Below are 17,595 nucleotides of genomic sequence, written 5' to 3'. Positions count from 1 at the left end.
AGCTCGCAGAGCTCGCAGAGCTCCCAGAACGACCTCGCCGAGAGTCTCGCCGCCCGGCTGCCCGAGGCGTGGGCCGCGACCCCGCTGACCGTCGTCATGCCCACGTACAACGAAGCGGGCAGCCTGCCCGGCATGGCCGAGGCCCTCATGGCGCTCCCCCTGCCCGGCCTGCGCCTCCTCGTCGTCGACGACTCCAGCCCCGACGGCACCGGACAGATCGCCGAACGCTTCGCCGAGCGGTACGGCAGCGCCCGCATGAGCGTCCTGCACCGCACCGAGAAGGACGGCCTCGGCCGCGCCTACGCGGCGGGCATGGCGCAGGCCGTCGCCGAGGGCGCGCACTACGTCCTGCAGATGGACGCCGACGGCAGCCACCCCGTGGCGAAGGCCGCCGAGCTGCTCGGCGTCGCCCTCGCCACGGACGCGGGCGTCGTCATCGGCAGCCGGTACGTCCAGGGCGGCACGCTCTCCGACGCGTGGGGCGCCCACCGCAAACTGCTCTCCCGCTGGGCCAACGCCTACGCGGGCACCATCCTCGGCACCCGCGTCCGCGACATCACCGGCGGCTTCAACCTGTGGCGCGCCGACGCGCTGCGCGCGATCGACCTCGCCTCCGTGGACAGCGCGGGCTACAGCTTCCAGGTCGAGATGAAGTACCGCGCGCTGCGCCGCGGCTTCGGCGTCATGGAGGTGCCGATCCACTTCGAGGACCGCACGGTCGGCGAGTCGAAGATGAACCTGATGGTGCAGCTGGAGTCCGTCGTCATGCCGTGGAAGCTGCGGCTGGACGGGAGAGCGCGGGGGCGCGGGCGCGGTGCGGGGGTACGTGGATGAGTACGCCCACCCTGCACGAGCCGCGGTCGGCAACTCCGGCCGCTGTTCCCCCCACTCCCCCTGCTCCTCCCGCCGCACCCGCGCCGCCCGGGGGCCGACTCACCCTCGCCCGGCTGCGCAGGCTGTTCCTGGAGGTCGTGAAGTTCGGCGTCGTCGGCGGCAGCGGCGTGGCCGTGAACCTCGTCGTCTTCAACCTCCTGCTGCACGGCGCCTCCTCGGGCCCGATGACGGCGACGGTGCTGGCCAGCTGTGTCGCCATGGGCACGAACTACCTGGGCTTCCGCTTCTTCGCATACCGGGACCGCGCCTCCCGTACGAAGCGGCAGATCGCGCTCTTCTTCGCCTTCAGCGGGATCGGCGTGGCGATGGAGAGTCTCCTGTTCTACGGGGCGTACCACGGCGCGGGCATGAGCGGCCCGCTCGGCTCGAACATCGCCAAGGCCCTCTCGATCGTCCTCGCCTCGGCGTTCCGTTTCCTGGTCTACCGGACGTGGGTCTTCCAGCACGATGCGCGTCGCCACTAAACCCGTCATACGCCGGTCCGCCCGGACGGCGGCGGCCCTCGTCCTCGTGATCGCCCTGCTCCTCCTCGTCCTGCTCCTCCTCGTGATCGTCCGCCTGCCCTGGGCGGGCGACCTCGGCATCCACGCGGCGACGATCGAGCGCCTGCGCCACCATCTCGCCGACCCGGGCAACCCGCTGGTCGACGCGGACACCCCGAGCCCGTACTACTCCCCGTGGATGCTGCTGCTCGGCTGCCTGGCGAAGGCGACCGGGCTCGGCACGTTCGTGGTGCTGCGGGTGGCCGCGCTGGTGGGCCTCGGCCTGCTGGCGACGGGTGTCGTCCACTTCGTCCGCACCTTCAGCGCGAGGCGGGCCGCGCCGCCCCTTGCGCTGCTCTGCCTGCTCCTGCTCTGGGGCCCGGCGCTGTTCAAGTGGAGCGGCTTCCTCGGCCTCAACTCGCTCGCCCTGACGATCTCTTACCCGAGTACGTTCGCGCTCGGGCTCTCCTTCCACTTCTGGGCGCTGCTGCGGAAGGCGTTGCGGGGGAGCGGAACGTGGTGGGGTATCTGGTCGGGCCTGGGCCTGGGCCTGCTCTGGTCGGTCATCCTCCTCAGCCACCAGTTCACGGGGGTCGTCGCGTCGTGCGGCGGCCTCGCGATGGTGCTCGGGGCGCGACCGTGGCCGTCGCGGGCGGTGCTGGTACGGCTGGGCGGAGGGCTGGTACTTGGCCTCGCCGTGCTGGCGGTCTGGCCCTACTACTCCTTCTTCGACCTCCTCGGAGCGGGGAGCCTGGAGCAGATCCACCGCTCGCTCTACCGGCACCTGCTCCCGCACTTCGGCCTGGCCCTGCTGGGCGTGGTGGCCCTGGCGCTGCGCTGGCGCAGGGACCGCCGGGACCCGCTGGTCCTCTTCTTCCTCCTCGGCGCGGCGATGTTCGCGGCGGGCGGCCTGACCGGCCACTACTCGTGGGGCAGGGTGCTGCCCGCGGCCCTGATCCCGGCTCAGCTTGCGGCGGCCCTCGAGGTTTTCGAGGCGGGCCGTGCGGGGGTGCGCCGCGCGTTCGCGGGCCTGCTGGGCGCGGCGCTGCTCGTCGGCGCGTGGACGCAGGCGGGCACGCTCGGCTACGCGGTGCCGCGCGATGCGCTGCCGGCGCGGGTCGCCGCCAAGTACAAGCCTCCGTGGCCGGGTTACAACTGGCTGGCCCAGGAGGTGGAGTACGGCGACGTGGTGATGGCGAAGACGTTCCCGTCCCGCCAGATCCCGGCGTACGGCCCCTACACGGTGGCCCCCGGCTACCCGGACTTCTTCCTGCCGGACCAGGCGGAGCGGGTCGCCGCGGTGCGCGACTATTTCGCGCCGGGGACGCCGCGGGTGGAACGGCTGGACATCCTGCGGCGGTACGGGGTGCGGTGGGTCGTGGAGTATCCGGGGGACGGGGGGCTGCGGGCCGATGACTCTGCGTTGCGGCGGGCGGGTACGGGGCCCAAGGGGCAGGTTCTTTATGAGGTGCGGGGCTGAGGGGTTTGCCGCTCTGGCGGCGGGGTCCGTCCCGTCGTCAGCCTGTCATCCGACGTCGATCTCGTAACGGAGCTGCTGGCGGTGGGCGGGCATGACCATCAGGTCGGCCTGGATGGGGCGGTCTTCGGCGTCGAACGTCACCCGGTGCAGATGCAGGACCGGCTCGGCCGGGCCCAGGCGGAGGGCCGTGCGTTCGTCGGCGTCGGGCATGCGGGCGGTCACGTCCTCTCGGACGCGTACGCCGATGTGGCCGAGTCCGGCGAGGAGTGTGACGGCGCCGCCGCGGATCTTGCCCGTCTCGGCGAGAGGGGTGCCGCGGGCGATGGGGGCGGGGTAGTACGTGTCCGTCAACTCGCAGGGTGCGCCGTCGAGTTCGATGATGCGGCGGCGTACGACGACGGGGTCTCCGGGGGTGATGCGGAGGAGGGCCGCGACGTCGTCAGGGGCGGGGATCTCGCCTGCGTGGGCGATGCGTTGGGTGCCCGCGCCTCCGCGGGCGGCTGCCTCTTCGCCCCAGGCGTCGGGTTGCCCTTTCGCCCGGGGCTTCAGGTACGGCATCGATGTGCTGACCCACATGCTGTCGCTGCCGCTCACGGTGTCCTCCTGTGTGGCCGGTGGCGGGGGCCTTGCCGCATTGCACGGTAAGCGAAGCATGCGGGGTGGTTGCTGCGGAGTGGGGGCGGGTCAGGGGCAGGTGGCCAGGAGGATGGAGACTGCTGTGCAGGTTGCCGATGCCTTGTCGTTCGTGGGGGTGGGGTCGGTGGGGGTTGAGGCTGTGCGTTCAGCCGTTACCTTGACCGGGCCCAGGGTCAGCAGGTGCAGGGGGACCCGGAAGGTTTTGGGTGTGGATGCGTTCGCCGGGATGGGGGCGTACGTGCACGTCACCGTCGTGCCCGATGCCGTGCATCCGGGGGACAGGTTCGTGGCCCTCGCGCCCGGCGGGAGCTTGGCCGTGAGGGTTGTTGAAGTGGCTGTCGCGGGGCCCGTGTTGTGGGCCGTCAGGGTGTAGGTGAGGTACGGGACCAGGATGCTCAGGTACGGCTTGGCCGTCAGGTTGACGGCTATGTCCGCCTGCGCGGCGGGTGGCGTTGCGGTGAAGGCCATGCCGTACGGGCCCGTGAAGCCGCCGATCGTGTCGGTGACCGTGTCCGTTCCGGGGGCGATCACCGAGACCGTGTCGTCCGCGAGGTTGGCCGCGTAGACCGCCGTACCGGACGGGTCCGCCTCGACCCTGACCGGGCCGTCGCCGACCGGGACGGTCGCCGTCACCGTACGGGTCGCCGTGTCGATCACCTTCACGTCGCCGCTGCCGCGGTCCGCGACGTACGCCCGGCTGCCCGACGGGGCGAACGTGACGCTGTTCGGGGCGCCCCCGACAGGGATGGTGTCGGTGACCGTGTTCGTCGCGGTGTTCAGTACCGAGACCGAGTTGCCGTTGTTGTTCGTGACGTAGGCCGAGGCTCCGGAGGGGCTGACCGCCACTCCGGCCGGGGCGGCGCCCACCGGGACCGTCGCCGTGACGGTGTTCGTCGCGGTGTCCAGTACCGAGACCGAGTTGTCGTTGTTGTTCGTGACGTAGGCGGAGGCTCCCGAGGAGGTGATCGCCACGCCGTTCGGGGACTCCCCCACCGGGATCGTCGCCGTCACCGTGTTCGTCGCCGTGTCGATGACCGAGACCGTCGTCCCGCCGCTGTTCGCCACGTACGCGCGGGATCCCGACGGGGTCACGGCCACGTTCAGGGGGTTGCTGCCGACCGGGATGGTCGCCGTGACCGCGTCGGTGGCCGTGTCGATCACCGAGACCGTGGCCTCGTCGAAGTTCGTGACGTAGGCCCGCTCCTTGGCGGGCGCGATCGCCACTCCCACGGGGCTGTTCCCGACCGTGATGGTGTCGGTGACGGTCTTCGTGCTCGTGTCGACCACTGAGACCGTGTCACCGTGGAAGTTGGCCACGTAGGCCGAAGGACCGGCGGCCGCCTGCGCGGGCGCGGGGAGTGCCACCAGGCCCGCCAGGGCCAGCGCGGTGCCCGCGGTGACGGAAACCAGTCGGTTTCCCCAGGCGGAGGGTCTGGAGAGTGCATGGGTCATGGGACTTCCCCCTTCGGTGACGCCCTGTGACGTCACGTCACCGGCATCTTCCCGCCACTCCCACCCCTCAGGGGCCGAATCCCCACCGTTGTCCGAATACGGCGATAAGGGTGGCCGTCCTACGACTTGACGCCGGACGGCCACCCCGTGGGAAGCGGCCTCAGCGGGCCAGCGCCCCGGCCAGCCGCGCCGCCCTGCGGACCCGGGACCCCGCCTTCGCGCCCGCCTTGCGGGCCAGTGGCCGTATGACGCGGGACGTCACGCCCACCGGGGTCCAGCGGAGCTGGAGGCGGCCCGAGGCGCGGCCCTCCGGTTCCACCGTGACCTCGTGGGGGAGTGCGCCGCCGCGGTAGTCGACGCGGGCCCTGAGCGTGGGGAAGGTCAGGGGGGCCAACAACAGGGACGTGTTGCGGAGTGCGCCCTGCGTGAGCTGGAGGACCGGGTGGCGGGTGCCTGCGAAGCCGTTGAGGGGGAGCGGGGCCGCTGCCAGGTCCAGGCGGACCGTGCCCTCGAAGACGCCGGGGCGGACCGGGTCGAGGCGGAAGGGCGCCTTCATGCGGCGGCGGCCGGGGGCGATCAGGAGGGTTGCCACCTGGGGGCCCACCGGGAGGCGCAGGCCGGGGTCGTACGTGCGGACGGAGAGGACGACCGAGGCGCCTTGGCCCCGTTCCACGCTCGTGATCTCGTGGCGGAACTGCGCGCTCGGGAACGGGCGGGAGTCCAGACCCAGGTCGGTCAGGTCGAGTTCCGTGCGGGAGGCGGGGGAGTCGGGGACGTACGGGCCCCAGTAGACGCGGCCCGCGGAGTCCATCGTCGTTTCGCGCGGCGCCACCCCGTGGCCGAGGCCGCGGGCCGCCAGTTGGGCCTCGGCGAGGCGGCCGTCCTGGACCAGGCGGAGCACGACGCGTTCGGCCCGGGGCAGGCGCGCGTACGCGCCGGGGGCGAGCTCAGCCAGGTACGGGTTCACGATGTCCGCGAAGCCCGTCAGCCACTCCTCGTCGCGGAACGGCAGGTCACCCGCGTACATCCGGAAGTCGTGCTTGAGGAACTTGTAGTCCTTGGCCTCCCGGACGTCCGTGTGGCCGCTCGACACCAGGAACTCGTCTATGAGGCCCTGGACGTGGATGCGGTCGCGTACGTTCGTCAGCTTGTGGCGCTGGTTGGAGATCGACGCGGACTCCGCCGCCTCGTAGGGGGCGATGTACCAGCGGTAGACGGGGTCGGGGAGCACCGTGAAGGACTTCGCCAGGCAGTACGCCTGCGCCGAGAACAGCTGGTCCTCGTAGTGGATGCCCTCGGGGAAGCGCAGGTCGTTCCGGTCCAGGAAGGACTTCTTGTACATCTTGCTCGTCGACAGGTGCTCGAAGAACAGGGCGGGTTCCGCCGCGATGCCGTCCACCGTGCGGCGCTCCGCCACCAGGTGCGGCATCCAGGTGGAGGTGCGGCCCGTGTCGACGCGGACCCGCTCCACCGCTCCCATCACGAAGTCGACATCCCGTTCGCGGTGCGCGGCGAGGAGCAACTCCACCGCCCGCTCCGGGAGTTCGTCGTCGCTGTCCAGGAACATCACGTACGGGGCGCGCGCGATGTCCAGGGACCGGTTGCGCGGTGCGCTGCAGCCGCCGCTGTTCTCCGGCAGGCGCAGGTACGTGACGCGGTCGTCCTCGGCCGCCAACTGCCGTGCCACCTCGGGCGTGTTGTCCGTCGAGTGGTCGTCGCTGATGACGATCTCGATGTTCGCGTGCGTCTGGCGGCGCAGGGACGCGACCGCGCGCGGCAGGCGTTCCGCGTCGTTGTAGACGATGACCGTCACGGTGACATCGGGAGTGGTGGTCATCGCTGGGTCGCCTCCTCGGGCGTCGGTGCCGGAGTGCGCTCGTCGACCGGGGTGACGGGCGGCAGGGAGTCCTCGCTCTCGCCGAGGAAGACGCGGCGCACGACCCGCTCGGCCGCCCGCCCGTCGTCGTACTCGCAGAAGCGGTGGCGGAAGGCGCGGCGTGCCTTGGCAGCGGACTCGTCGCGCCATGCGTCCGAGGTGAACAGCGCCGTCAGCTCCTCCTGCGTGCGCGCCACCTTGCCCGGCGCCTCTGCCATCAGGTCGAAGTAGACGCCGCGCGTCGTCGCGTACGTCTCCCAGTCGTCGGCGTAGATGACGATCGGGCGGTCGAGGTTGGCGTAGTCGAACATGATCGAGGAGTAGTCCGTGATCAGTGCGTCGGCGGCGAGCGCCAGCTCCTCCACGGGGTCGTACGACGACACGTCGATGACCCGGCCGCTCTTGCGGAGCCCGGCCAGCGGGGATGCCGCGCCGCCGTAGAAGTAGTGGCCGCGGACCAGGAGGACCGTGTCCTCGCCGAGCTGTTCGGCGAGGGTCGCGAGGTCCAGGCGCGGGGTCCAGGCCGCCTCGTAGTCGCGGTGGGTGGGCGCGTACAGGATCGCCCGCTTGCCCGGCGCGATGCCGAGCTTCTCGCGGATCGCGCGGACGTCGGCGGCCGTCGCGCCGTAGTAGACGTCGTTGCGCGGGTAGCCGTAGTCCAGGGACGTGTAGTGCGAGGGGTAGGCGCGCTCCCACATCTCCGTGGAGTGGCCGTTCGCGGAGACGCTGTAGTCCCAGCGGTCGACGCGGGCAAGGAGGTCGTGGAAGTTGAGGCCCTTGGCGGCGGCCGGGTAGTCCAGCTGGTCCAGGCCCATGCGCTTCAGCGGTGTGCCGTGGTGCGTCTGGAGGTGGACCGAGTCCGGGCGCTTCACGATCGCGTTGGGGAAGTTGGCGTTGTTCACCAGGTACTTGGCGCGCGCCATGACCTCCCAGTAGCGGCGCGTGCCGGGCACGACGTGGTCGGTGCCGGGCGGCAGCAGCGGTACGTTCGCGGCCGAGACGACCCACACCGGGTGGATGTGCGGGGCGAGTTCGGCGAGCTTCGCCGCGATCGCCGCCGGGTTGCAGGCCACGCCCCGGTCCCAGTAGGCCGTGAACACCGCGAGGTGCGGGTCGACCGGGCGCTCCAGGGCCCTGCGGTAGCGCAGGTCGCGGACCTTCACGCCCACCTTGTGCTTGCGCGCGACGACCGCGGACCGCAGCTTGCGCCGCTGCTGGTTCGCCGTCTGGAACGTGCGGTACTTCGTGTACGCGTCCTCTTCGAGGAGGCGGCGCCGCACACCCTCCAGGCCGCCGGGGTGCTGGTGGCCCTCGGGGCGCCAGGCGACGGCGGCCTTCGACGCGCGGTGGAAGAACTCCCTGCGGACCGGGTCCGGCAGCTGCTCGCGGGCGACGATGCGCAGGCAGTCGCCGACCATCACGTCGTAGAGCGCGGCGCGCGGCGCCGTGGGCAGGCCGCGGTCGGCGGCGAGGCCCAGGAGCGACTCGTAGCGGCCGATGACCTCGTACCGCTCCTCGGGGTCTCCCTTCGGGATGCTCTCGACGCGCAACTCCCTTACGTTCAGGGCGACTTGGTCGAGCGTTGCGACGCGGTCGGCGAGGAGCAGCGCGGCGTACGCGGCGAACGTCTCGTCATCGACGGCGAGTTCGGCGAGGTGCGCCCGCCAGAAGTCGGCGCGCAGCACGCGGTTGCCGAGCAGCGGCGTGACCTTCAGGAGGTTCGGGCAGTCCGCGAGCGGCAGGGCGCGGCGGCCCTGCTTGGCGAGGTGCTTCCCGTCGGGGCTCGGCATGCCCTGGTGCCGCCACGTCGAGCGGAGGTGGTCGACGACCAGGATGTCGACCCTGTCCCCGTCCCCGCCGTCCAGGTCGGCCGTCCGGTCGGCGACCGCGCGCGGCGCCCCCGTCGGCACGCCGTCCTTGCTCGGCACGAAGTGCAGCCACCGGCCGCCCGCCCGCTCGGCGCCCGCGGCGCGGGCCGCGCCGTCGCCCGTGCCGTCGGGCAGCGGGACGACGGTGACGCCGGTCCGGTCCGCGGCGGCGGCCTGCGCGGACGCGCCGACCGCGGCGACGATCACCTCGACGCCGGGCGACGCCTGCGCGGCGAGGGCGTCCAGACAGGCGCCGAGGTGCCCCTGGACATTCCGCCCGTGGACGACGACGCTCAGCTCGGGTCCGGCGCTCCCGTCCCGCTCGGGCCCTGCGCTCTCGCCTTGCTCGGGCATGGCGGTGCCCCCCTTCCGTGTGCTCATGCGGTGGCCGTCCCTCGGTGGGCGAGCATCCGGTCGACGACCCGGCCCGCGGCCCCGCCGTCGTCCAGGTCGCAGAACTCGGCGCGGAACGCGTCGTACGCCTCGGTGTACGACGCGCTCGTCGCGTCGATGTCCTTGAGCGCGGCGATCAGCCCGTCGGAGGTGGGCACCAGCGGCCCCGGCGCGCGCTTCTCGAAGTCGAAGTAGAAGCCGCGCAGGCGGTCGCGGTAATGCTCCAGGTCGTACGTGAAGAACAGCATCGGACGGCCCGTCACGGCGAAGTCGAACATCACCGAGGAGTAGTCGGTGACGAGGACGTCGGCGATCAGGAGCAGGTCCATGATGTCCGGGTAGCCCGCCACGTCCCACACGAAGCCGTCGCCCGCGCCCGGCACCGGCTCCACGATGTGCGCGTGCGGCCGGACGAGCAGCACGTGGTCCTCGCCCAGCTCCGCGCGCGCCTTCGCCAGGTCGATGCGCAGGTCGAGCAGGAAGCCGCCGCGGTGGCGCTGCTTGTCCTCGCGCCACGTCGGCGCGTACAGGACGACCTTCTTGCCCTCGGGCAGGCCGAGGGCGCGGCGCACCTTCTCGGCGCGCTTGGCGCGGTCGGGGGCGAGCAGCACGTCGTTGCGGGGGTAGCCCGCCTCCAGGAGCTCGCCGTCCACGTCGCCGCCGAACCGGAAGGCGCTTCGCATGATCGGGGTGCTGAACTTGTTCGGGGAGAGCAGCATCGTCCACTGGTGGCGCTCGCGGTCCAGGTCCTGGAGGTACTGGGTGCTCGCGAAGTGGTCGTTGTCGAAGTCGAAGCCGATGCGCTTGAGCGGGGTGCCGTGCCAGGTCTGGACGATCTGCTGGCCCTCGCGCCGCTCCAGCCAGCGCGGGAAGTGCGTGTTGCCGACGATGTAGCGGGAGCGGGCCATCGCCTCGTAGTACTCGGGGCTGTGCACGCGGACCGCCTTCGCGGTGGCCGGGACCTCGCACTGGCCGTCCTTGACGACCCACAGGTGGTCGACCGGCAGGGCGCGGCGGACCATCTCCTCGTGGATGGCGCGCGGCGAGTCGCCGTACATGCGGCCGCCGAAGACGTCGTACAGGACGGCCTCGCGCAGCGGCTCGTGGCGGGCGGCCGGGTAGGCCTCGGTGCGCAGCCGGGTCTGGCGGTGGCGGCTGCGCTCGTCGGGGCGCAGCTCGGAGTGGGCCATCAGCGCGAGCTGGTCGTACTGGCGGGCCTGCAGCTCGACGCGCTTGCCGTGCGCCGCCACCTCCAGGGGGAGGTCGGCGTGGACGGGCGGGGCGAGCTGGACGGCGGTGCGGGAGCCGTCCGGCTTCTGTACGGAGGGCCACCAGAAACCGGCGCGGAGCGGGGTCGCCCCGGCGTAGCGGTGGGTGGGGGCGGGCACGAAGCTCGCTTCGAACCGGCCGTCGGCGGCCTTCGCAGGGAACGTGTACTCGTGGCCCGACCAGGTCTGGCGGAGCACGAGCTCCAGGTCGTGGGTGCCGGGCGCGGGGTAGCTGCCGGTGAGGGTGACGGTGCCGTCGGGGGCCGCGGAGACGTGGTTCACCAGGGGCTGGACGGGCTGGTCGCAGAGCTGGAGGTAGCCTCCCGGGCTGCGCCGGGCGTAGACGGTTCTGCTGGTGTCCGCCTGCGCGAACTGGGCGCCTGAGTAGCCCTCCCGGTCGTCCAGAATCAGGGCAAGACGGGTCGTCTTGACTGGAGCCTCGGTTTCCGTGCCCGGCACCGTGGGCTGTGCCCACCCGTGCCGCCCTGCGGCACGACTGCCCACAGTGGGAGCGGCCTGGTGGTCGTCCGTGGCGGGAGCGGCCGCGTCGATGATCTCCACCGACATGTCCCAGCGGGCGATCGAGCGCTCGGCCTGGGTCGGGCGTAGGCGCTCGTGGTTCTCGCGGACGTCCGTCAGGGCCGTCGTGTCCACGTGTGCCGTGAACGGGACGCGGCCCTCGTGCGGGGCGTCGAGGTCCAGCGGGACGGTGAGGATCGTGCCGGACTCGCGGTGGCGCATGCGCAGCCGGGGCGTGCCCTCGGGGGCGGTGCGCAGGATGCCGCGGACGAGGAGGCGGGGGCCGTCGGCGCGGACCTCGAGGGCGCGCGCGTGCGCCGTCTCCACGCGGATGGCCAGCTCGCCGTCCTGGATCTGCGGGGCCACCCGGACGTCCTCGGTGACCCAGTGCGCGGGCGGCGTCTGCCCCGACCCCGTGCCCGCGCCGTGCAGCGGCCCGCGCCGCGGCGTCGAGCCCGTGCCCGCCACGGCGATCCGCACGTACCAGAGGCCGTCCACCCACTTGCCGCGGTGCCGCAGCCGCGAGGGGTTCACCAGCGCGCCGAAGCCCGCCCAGTCGGCGTGCCGGAACTCGGCGCCGGAGGCCACCGTCGCCTCGGGATCGAGGTGGCTGCGCGCGGGCACCAGGACCGTGCGGCGGCTGCCCTTCTCCTTGAGGATCAGCGACTTCAGCGCCTTGGTCCGCGACTCGGCGCCGATCTGGCGGGCGAACGCCCAGCCGGACAGCCACAGCTTGTCGTCGTGCCAGGCGGCCTCGTCGAGACGGCTGCGCAGCCGCAGCTCCTGGTCGAGGCGGAGGACGGCGTCCGGGACGGGGGCGGCCGGGTCGAGGAAGGGGTAGTCGGCCTTGGGGTGCAGCGCCCCGGCGACGGGGATCGAGCCGGGGTGCTCCTTCTCGAACTCCAGCTGGCCGATCAGCTCGTCCATGCGCCGGTGCACGGTCAGGTACAGCTTCAGCTTGTGCGGCACGTGCAGCGCGCGCACCGCGTCCTGGCCGATCTCGCGGACCAGGAGGCCCACGTGCTCCAGGAAGGCCTCCTGGTAGGCGGCGTCCGAGCCGGGGAGCACCTTCCAGAAGAGGGGGATCTCCTCGGCCAGGGCGTTGTTGTCGTAGACCTTCAGGTGCTCGGCGTACATCGGGTCGTCGCCGACGTGGGCGAGCATGAACTCGCGCACCATGCGGATCGACTTCACGCGGTCGATCAGGCCCTGCGGATTGGTGCGGTTCTGTGTGATGGACCGCTCGCCGATCTCGCGCTCGCGCCAGTTGTAGATCGGCTCGCTCAGGACGTCCACGGAGTCGGCGAGGTAGTGCGCGGGGACGCTGACGGGCGCGTCCTCGTAGAGCATGGCTTCCGGGTACGCGAGCCGGTGCCGCTCCCAGAAGGTGCGGCGGTAGACCTTGTTCCACGCGGTGCGGTCGGTGAGCAGCGGCCGGAACTTCGACACGTGGGTGCGCAGCCGGGTCGCGGCGAAGGGCACGCGGTGCACGGGCGACTGGACGTGTCCCGCGGAGCGGAAGCGGGTCACGTTGCCCGCCGCGAAGTCGGAGCCCGTCTCGTCGAGCGTCTCGATCATCAGCGCGTACGCCGTGGCCGGGAGGGTGTCGTCGCTGTCCACGAAGGCGAGGTACTCGCTGTCCGGGGACATCTCCCGCACGCCCGTGTTGCGTGCCGCGCCCAGGCCCTTGTTCTCCTGGGATATCAGGCGGAACCGCGGGTCGGCCGCCGCGAAGGCCTCGGCGATGGCCGCGCTGCCGTCCGTCGACCCGTCGTCGACCATGATCACTTCGAAGTCCTGGAACGTCTGGGCGGCCAGGGACTCCAGGCACTCGTCGAGGTAGAGCTCGACGTTGTAGACGGGGACGACAACACTCAGCCGTGGCTGCACGCGCACTCCTTCTGTTGCTAAACGCTCCCATAGTGTAAGGATCTGCGTATTGATGCGACAAAAGGGATGGTCCTGGCGGATGGGTCCGGCGGCTCGGGATCAGTCCTTGCCGCCGCCCGTGAAGCGCTCGTACTCCTTCAGGACGTCCCCGGTGGGCCCGTCCATCCGCAGCTCGCCGCGCTCCAGCCACAGCACGCGGTCGCAGGTGTCGCGGATCGACTTGTTGTTGTGGCTGACCAGGAAGACCGTGCCCGCGTGCTTGCGGAGCTCGCGGATGCGGGCCTCGGAGCGCTTCTGGAAGGAGCGGTCGCCGGTGGCCAGGGCCTCGTCGATGAGCAGGACGTCGTGGTCCTTGGCGGCCGCGATGGAGAAGCGCAGGCGGGCCGCCATGCCGGAGGAGTAGGTGCGCATCGGGAGCGTGATGAAGTCGCCCTTCTCGTTGATGCCGGAGAAGTCGACGATGTCGTCGTAGCGCTCCTGGACCTGCTCGCGGCTCATGCCCATCGCGAGACCGCCGAGGCGTACGTTGCGCTCGCCCGTCAGGTCGTTCATCATCGCCGCGTTCACGCCGAGCAGCGACGGCTGGCCGTGGGTGAAGATGCGGCCGCGCTCGACGGGCAGGAGCCCCGCGACGGCCTTGAGCAGCGTCGACTTCCCTGAGCCGTTCGTGCCGATCAGGCCGATGGCCTCGCCCTTGTACGCGGTGAAGGACACCTTCTTGACGGCGTGCACCTTGCGCACGCCCGCCCGTGTCTCGGTCTTCTTGCGGCCGCCGATGATCCGGTTGAGCGCGGCGGTGGCGCTGCCGCGGCCCGCGCCGGTGCCGTGCACGCGGTAGACGATGTCGACCTGGTCGACGATGACGGTGGGGGCGAGGCCCGGGGAAGTACCGGCGTTGTCGGAAGTGTCAGCCACGGCCGTACGTCTCCTCTGCTTTCCAGAAGTAGATGAACCCGCCGACCCCGGCGAGCAGTGCCCAGCCCAGGGCCCAGGCCCAGACGTGGTGCGGGAGCTGGTCCCGCTGGAAGCTGTCGATCAGCGCGAACCGCATCAGGTCGATGTAGACGGCCGCCGGGTTGGACTCCAGGAGCACCTTCACCACGTGCGGCAGGTTCTGGTCCTTGAGGACGGCCTCGATGCTCCACATCACCCCGGACACGTACATCCAGGTGCGCAGCACGAACGGCATCAGCTGCGCGATGTCCGGCGTCTTGCTGCCGAGCCGCGCCATGACGAGCGCCAGGCCGGTGTTGAACGTGAACTGCAGCGCGAGGACCGGGACCACCAGGAGCCAGGACGCCGTGGGCGGGACGCCGAAGCAGAGCAGGATCACGAAGAGCGCGCACATGGAGAACAGCAGCTGCTGGAGCTGTTGCAGGCAGTACGAGATCGGCAGCGAGGCGCGCGGGAAGTGCAGGGCGCGCACCAGGCCGAGGCTGCCGGAGATCGCGCGGGTGCCCGCCATCACCGACTGCTGGGTGAAGGTGAAGACGAAGACGCCGGTGACCAGGAACGGGACGTAGTCCTCGACGTCGCGCTTGGTGTTCATCAGCACGCCGAAGATGAAGTAGTAGACCGCCGCGTTCAGGAGCGGCGTCATCACCTGCCAGAGCTGGCCGAGCTTGGCCTGGCTGTACTGGGCGGTCAGCTTGGCCGTCGAGAAGGCGGTGATGAAGTGACGGCGCTGCCACAGCTGCCGTACGTAGGCAGGCAGGGAGGGGCGGGCGCCGCTGACGGTCAGGCCGTGCCGGGCGGCCAGCTCGGCGGCGGTCGGCGTCGGGTCGGCGGGGTTCGCTGTATGGGGCTGGGGCTGGGTCTGGTGCGGTGCGTCGAGGGCCTGGCTCACGTCCGTTGCTTTCGCTCGGGGAGGCTGCGGGGAGCCTGCGGAAAGGCTGGAGGCGGACGTCGGGACGGACCCGTATCGTCGCAACGCCGACAGTAGGCCGTCGGTACGTCGGAACGCAACCGTATCGTCGTGACGCTTTATGCTGTCCGTATGACGACGAGCAGGCCACAGGGTGAACAACCGCGCCGCAGGGCCCCCGCCGGGGCCGCCGTGCTCCGCGAGGACGTGACCGAGGCGATCCGCGCCGCTGTCTTCGGGGAACTGGCCTCCGTCGGCTACGCGCGCATGTCCATCGAGGGCATCGCGCGCCGCGCCGGGGTCGGCAAGACCGCCGTCTACCGCCGCTGGCGGTCCAAGCTGCACCTCGTGCTCGACCTGGTGTCGGCGATAGCGGTACAGGGGCTTCCGGCGCCGGACACCGGTTCGCTGGAGGGTGACCTGCGGCTGCTGTACGAGGTCACCTCGCGCGCCCTGCGGCACCCCGTCGCCTCGCAGATCATCCCCGACCTGCAGGCCGAGGCCGCGCGCAATCCGGAGATCGCGGAGGCGCTGCAGAAGGCGCTCCGCGAAGGTCAGCACGGCGTCGCGAGCGGCATCGTGCGGGCGGCGGTGGAGCGGGGCGAGCTGCGGGCGGAGGCGGACGAGGAGCTGGCCCTCGACCTGGTGTCGGGGCCGCTCTACTGGCGTTCCGTGGTGGTGCGGGCCGAGCTGTCCAAGGGCTATCTGGGAAAGCTCGCGGCGGCTACGGCGGCGGGACTGCGGGCGCTCTGAGCCTCTTGCGTGCCGAGGGTCCCCCCCCCGCAGGCGGCTATGCCTCCCGGCTGCGCGTCAGGAAAAGCGTCACGCCCGCCCCGAGCGCCGTGACGCCCGTGCCGATGCTGATCAGCGCCTGCTGCACACCGTCGAAGGCGAAGCTGGTCGAGACGTTGACGACGAGGGCGACGGCGAGGACGAACCAGAGCAGGGCCTTCATGGGGTGATGCCTTCCGGGCGGGGCGGCCGACGCCTCGTGCGGCGACCTGAGGTCAATCTTCCCGTCCGCGCGGCGACGCGACGATGGAGTGCTCTCCCGAACCGATGGTGTAGCGCGCTACACCATCGCCCAGGGGGCCGCTCCCTCCCCGCCCCTTTCCCCGTGGCCTAGCCTGACCTGCATGAAGGAGACATTGCGGCGGGTGGGGGCCGCCATGGCCCAGCTGGTCAAGGGAGCCGGGCTCGCACTCGTCTCGTATCTGTTCCTGGCGCTCATCCTGTTCACCGCGTTCGTCACCGTCCTGGTGGTCGGCGCGGCGGTGCTGCCCGAAACGGTGCAACTGCTGCGCAGGACCGCGGGATTCAAGCGCGGCCTCGTCGGCCGCTGGACGGGCCGCCCGGTCCCCGAGGCCTACCTCCCCCTCACCGGCGGCGTCCGCGCCCGCGTGAGCACCGCCCTCACCGACCCCGGCACCTGGCGCGACCTGCGCTGGCTCGGCGTCCACTTCGTCTACGGCCTGATCCTCCTGTACGCCGCACTGCCCCTGGTCGTCCTCGGGCTGCTCGTCGACGGCGTGTGGTGCGGGATCGTCGGCCGCAGGGCCGTGCTCCTCCCGCTCGTCGTCCGGCTCGCCGACCTCGACGCGCACTGGTCGCGGATGCTGCTGCTCCCCTCGCCGGAGGCGCAGCGCAGCGCCGACCTCGCCGAGCGCGTCGAGGAGCTCACCGTCACCCGGGCCGGGGCCGTCGCCGCGCACGGCGCCGAACTGCGCCGCATCGAACGGGATCTGCACGACGGCACGCAGGCCCGCCTCGTCTCCCTGTCCATGCGGGTGGGGCTCGCGCGCCGCGCGTACGACAAGGACCCGGAGGCCGCGAAGAAGCTCCTCGCCGACGCGCAGGACCAGGCCGAGGAGGCGCTCACCGAACTGCGCCACGTCGTCCGCGGCATCCATCCGCCGATCCTCACCGACCGCGGGCTCGTGGGCGCGGTACGGGCGCTGGCCGCGGGCAGCGGGCTCCAGGTGACGGTGGAGGAGGACGGCGTCGAGGACGGGGCGCGGGCCCCGGCCGCCGTGGAGGCCGCCGCGTACTTCGTCGTCGCCGAGGCGCTGACCAACGCGGCCAAGCACAGTGGCTCGGAGCGGGCCTTCGTGGAACTCTCGCGGAGGGGCGCGGTGTTGCGGGTCGTGGTCCGTGACGAGGGGCGGGGCGGGGTGGACGAGTCGGGCGGCAGCGGGCTGCTCGGCATGCGGCGCCGGGTCGCCGCGCTCGACGGGACCGTGGAAGTGTCGAGCCCCGCCGGGGGGCCGACCGTGATCGAAGTGGAGCTGCCGTGCGCGTGGTGATCGCCGAGGACAACGCCTTGCTGCGGGAAGGGGTGGTGCTGCTGCTCACCTCCGCGGGGCACGAGGTGGTCGCGGTCGCCTCAAGCGGCCCCGAGGTGCTGCCCGCGCTCCTCGAACACCGGCCCGATGTCGCCGTGCTGGACGTCCGGATGCCGCCGGGCTTCCGCGACGAGGGCCTGCGGGCGGCGCTCGCGGCGCGGGCGGAGATCCCCGGCCTTCCGGTGCTCGTCCTCTCCCAGTACGTCGAGGAGACGTACGCCGCCGAGCTGCTGGGCGGGGGCGCGAGTGGCGTCGGCTATCTGCTGAAGGACCGGATCGGGCGGGTCGACGAGTTCCTCGACGCGCTGGAGCGGGTGGCGGGCGGCGGGACGGCGCTGGACCCGGAGGTCGTCACGGAACTCCTTACGCGCCGCCGGGACGACCCCCTGGACTCACTGACCCCGCGGGAGCGCGAGGTGCTGCAACTGATGGCGGAGGGCCGGGACAACGCGACGATCGCGTCGCTGCTCGTGGTCTCCGACCGCGCGGTGAGCAAACACATCGGCAACGTCTTCGCCAAGCTGGGCCTGCCACCGAGCGACAGCGGGCACCGGAGGGTGCTGGCGGTGCTTGCTCATCTGAACCGGGGCTAGGGCCTGTCTGAAGACAGGCCCTAGGGTGCGGCTGCGGG

The 17,595-nt window shown here is 71.8% G+C and carries 14 protein-coding genes; 6 read left to right on the top strand and 8 right to left on the bottom strand.

Going from position 1 to position 17,595, the window contains the following annotated elements:
- The first annotated feature begins 96 nt into the window (after positions 1–96).
- The 3 genes from ABZV77_RS39090 to ABZV77_RS39080 are packed head-to-tail and all read left to right on the top strand — an operon-like array spanning position 97 to position 2,856.
- Positions 97–834, top strand: coding sequence for a polyprenol monophosphomannose synthase (locus tag ABZV77_RS39090; protein WP_356267583.1), 738 nt, complete (start codon positions 97–99; stop codon positions 832–834).
- A complete protein-coding gene (locus ABZV77_RS39085; RefSeq protein WP_356267513.1) occupies positions 831–1,358 on the top strand; it encodes a GtrA family protein in 528 nt (175 codons plus the stop codon). Before ABZV77_RS39090 ends, ABZV77_RS39085 begins: the two co-directional genes overlap by 4 nt.
- Positions 1,342–2,856 carry a hypothetical protein gene (locus ABZV77_RS39080; RefSeq protein ID WP_356267511.1) on the top strand — a complete coding sequence of 505 codons (1,515 nt, stop codon included), beginning with the start codon at positions 1,342–1,344 and terminating at the stop codon, positions 2,854–2,856. Before ABZV77_RS39085 ends, ABZV77_RS39080 begins: the two co-directional genes overlap by 17 nt.
- Positions 2,857–2,901: 45 nt before the next feature.
- Here ABZV77_RS39080 and ABZV77_RS39075 read toward each other — a convergent pair whose 3' ends face one another.
- From ABZV77_RS39075 to ABZV77_RS39045, 7 genes are all read right to left on the bottom strand, one after another.
- On the bottom strand, positions 2,902–3,432 hold the full coding sequence (locus ABZV77_RS39075) for a UTRA domain-containing protein (protein ID WP_356267581.1): 531 nt from the start codon (positions 3,430–3,432) through the stop codon (positions 2,902–2,904).
- A gap of 108 nt (positions 3,433–3,540) precedes the next feature.
- Positions 3,541–4,944 (bottom strand): YncE family protein, encoded by a 1,404-nt coding sequence (locus ABZV77_RS39070; protein ID WP_356267510.1) that lies wholly within the window; start codon positions 4,942–4,944, stop codon positions 3,541–3,543.
- A 160-nt stretch (positions 4,945–5,104) separates the two neighbouring features.
- Complete coding sequence (locus ABZV77_RS39065) at positions 5,105–6,781, bottom strand: glycosyltransferase family 2 protein (protein WP_356267508.1); 1,677 nt, start codon at positions 6,779–6,781, stop codon at positions 5,105–5,107.
- Positions 6,778–9,042 (bottom strand): CDP-glycerol glycerophosphotransferase family protein, encoded by a 2,265-nt coding sequence (locus ABZV77_RS39060; RefSeq protein WP_356267579.1) that lies wholly within the window; start codon positions 9,040–9,042, stop codon positions 6,778–6,780. The genes ABZV77_RS39065 and ABZV77_RS39060 overlap by 4 nt, the downstream gene beginning before the upstream one ends.
- A gap of 23 nt (positions 9,043–9,065) precedes the next feature.
- On the bottom strand, positions 9,066–12,758 hold the full coding sequence (locus ABZV77_RS39055; RefSeq protein ID WP_356267506.1) for a bifunctional glycosyltransferase family 2 protein/CDP-glycerol:glycerophosphate glycerophosphotransferase: 3,693 nt from the start codon (positions 12,756–12,758) through the stop codon (positions 9,066–9,068).
- 99 nt (positions 12,759–12,857) lie between these two features.
- On the bottom strand, positions 12,858–13,673 hold the full coding sequence (locus ABZV77_RS39050; RefSeq protein ID WP_356267504.1) for an ABC transporter ATP-binding protein: 816 nt from the start codon (positions 13,671–13,673) through the stop codon (positions 12,858–12,860).
- Complete coding sequence (locus tag ABZV77_RS39045; RefSeq protein WP_356267577.1) at positions 13,666–14,517, bottom strand: ABC transporter permease; 852 nt, start codon at positions 14,515–14,517, stop codon at positions 13,666–13,668. Before ABZV77_RS39045 ends, ABZV77_RS39050 begins: the two co-directional genes overlap by 8 nt.
- 237 nt (positions 14,518–14,754) lie before the next feature.
- Here ABZV77_RS39045 and ABZV77_RS39040 point away from each other — a divergent pair, with 237 nt between their 5' ends.
- Positions 14,755–15,375 (top strand): TetR/AcrR family transcriptional regulator, encoded by a 621-nt coding sequence (locus tag ABZV77_RS39040; RefSeq protein WP_356267503.1) that lies wholly within the window; start codon positions 14,755–14,757, stop codon positions 15,373–15,375.
- 37 nt (positions 15,376–15,412) lie between these two features.
- On the opposite strand, the gene ABZV77_RS39035 is transcribed toward ABZV77_RS39040, so the two are convergent.
- Positions 15,413–15,577 carry a hypothetical protein gene (locus ABZV77_RS39035; RefSeq protein ID WP_356267501.1) on the bottom strand — a complete coding sequence of 55 codons (165 nt, stop codon included), beginning with the start codon at positions 15,575–15,577 and terminating at the stop codon, positions 15,413–15,415.
- Positions 15,578–15,758: 181 nt separating this feature from the next.
- Between ABZV77_RS39035 and ABZV77_RS39030 the strand changes: the two genes are divergently transcribed.
- Both ABZV77_RS39030 and ABZV77_RS39025 read left to right on the top strand, forming a co-directional pair.
- Positions 15,759–16,925 (top strand): sensor histidine kinase, encoded by a 1,167-nt coding sequence (locus tag ABZV77_RS39030; protein WP_356267499.1) that lies wholly within the window; start codon positions 15,759–15,761, stop codon positions 16,923–16,925.
- On the top strand, positions 16,913–17,557 hold the full coding sequence (locus ABZV77_RS39025) for a response regulator transcription factor (RefSeq protein WP_356267498.1): 645 nt from the start codon (positions 16,913–16,915) through the stop codon (positions 17,555–17,557). Before ABZV77_RS39030 ends, ABZV77_RS39025 begins: the two co-directional genes overlap by 13 nt.
- The last annotated feature ends 38 nt before the right edge of the window (positions 17,558–17,595 follow it).

It is taken from the genome of Streptomyces sp. NPDC004732 (assembly GCF_040609235.1).
Taxonomy (GTDB): domain Bacteria; phylum Actinomycetota; class Actinomycetes; order Streptomycetales; family Streptomycetaceae; genus Streptomyces.
Note: the sequence above shows the minus strand (reverse complement) of the source record. Positions and strands in the feature narration are given on the sequence as shown.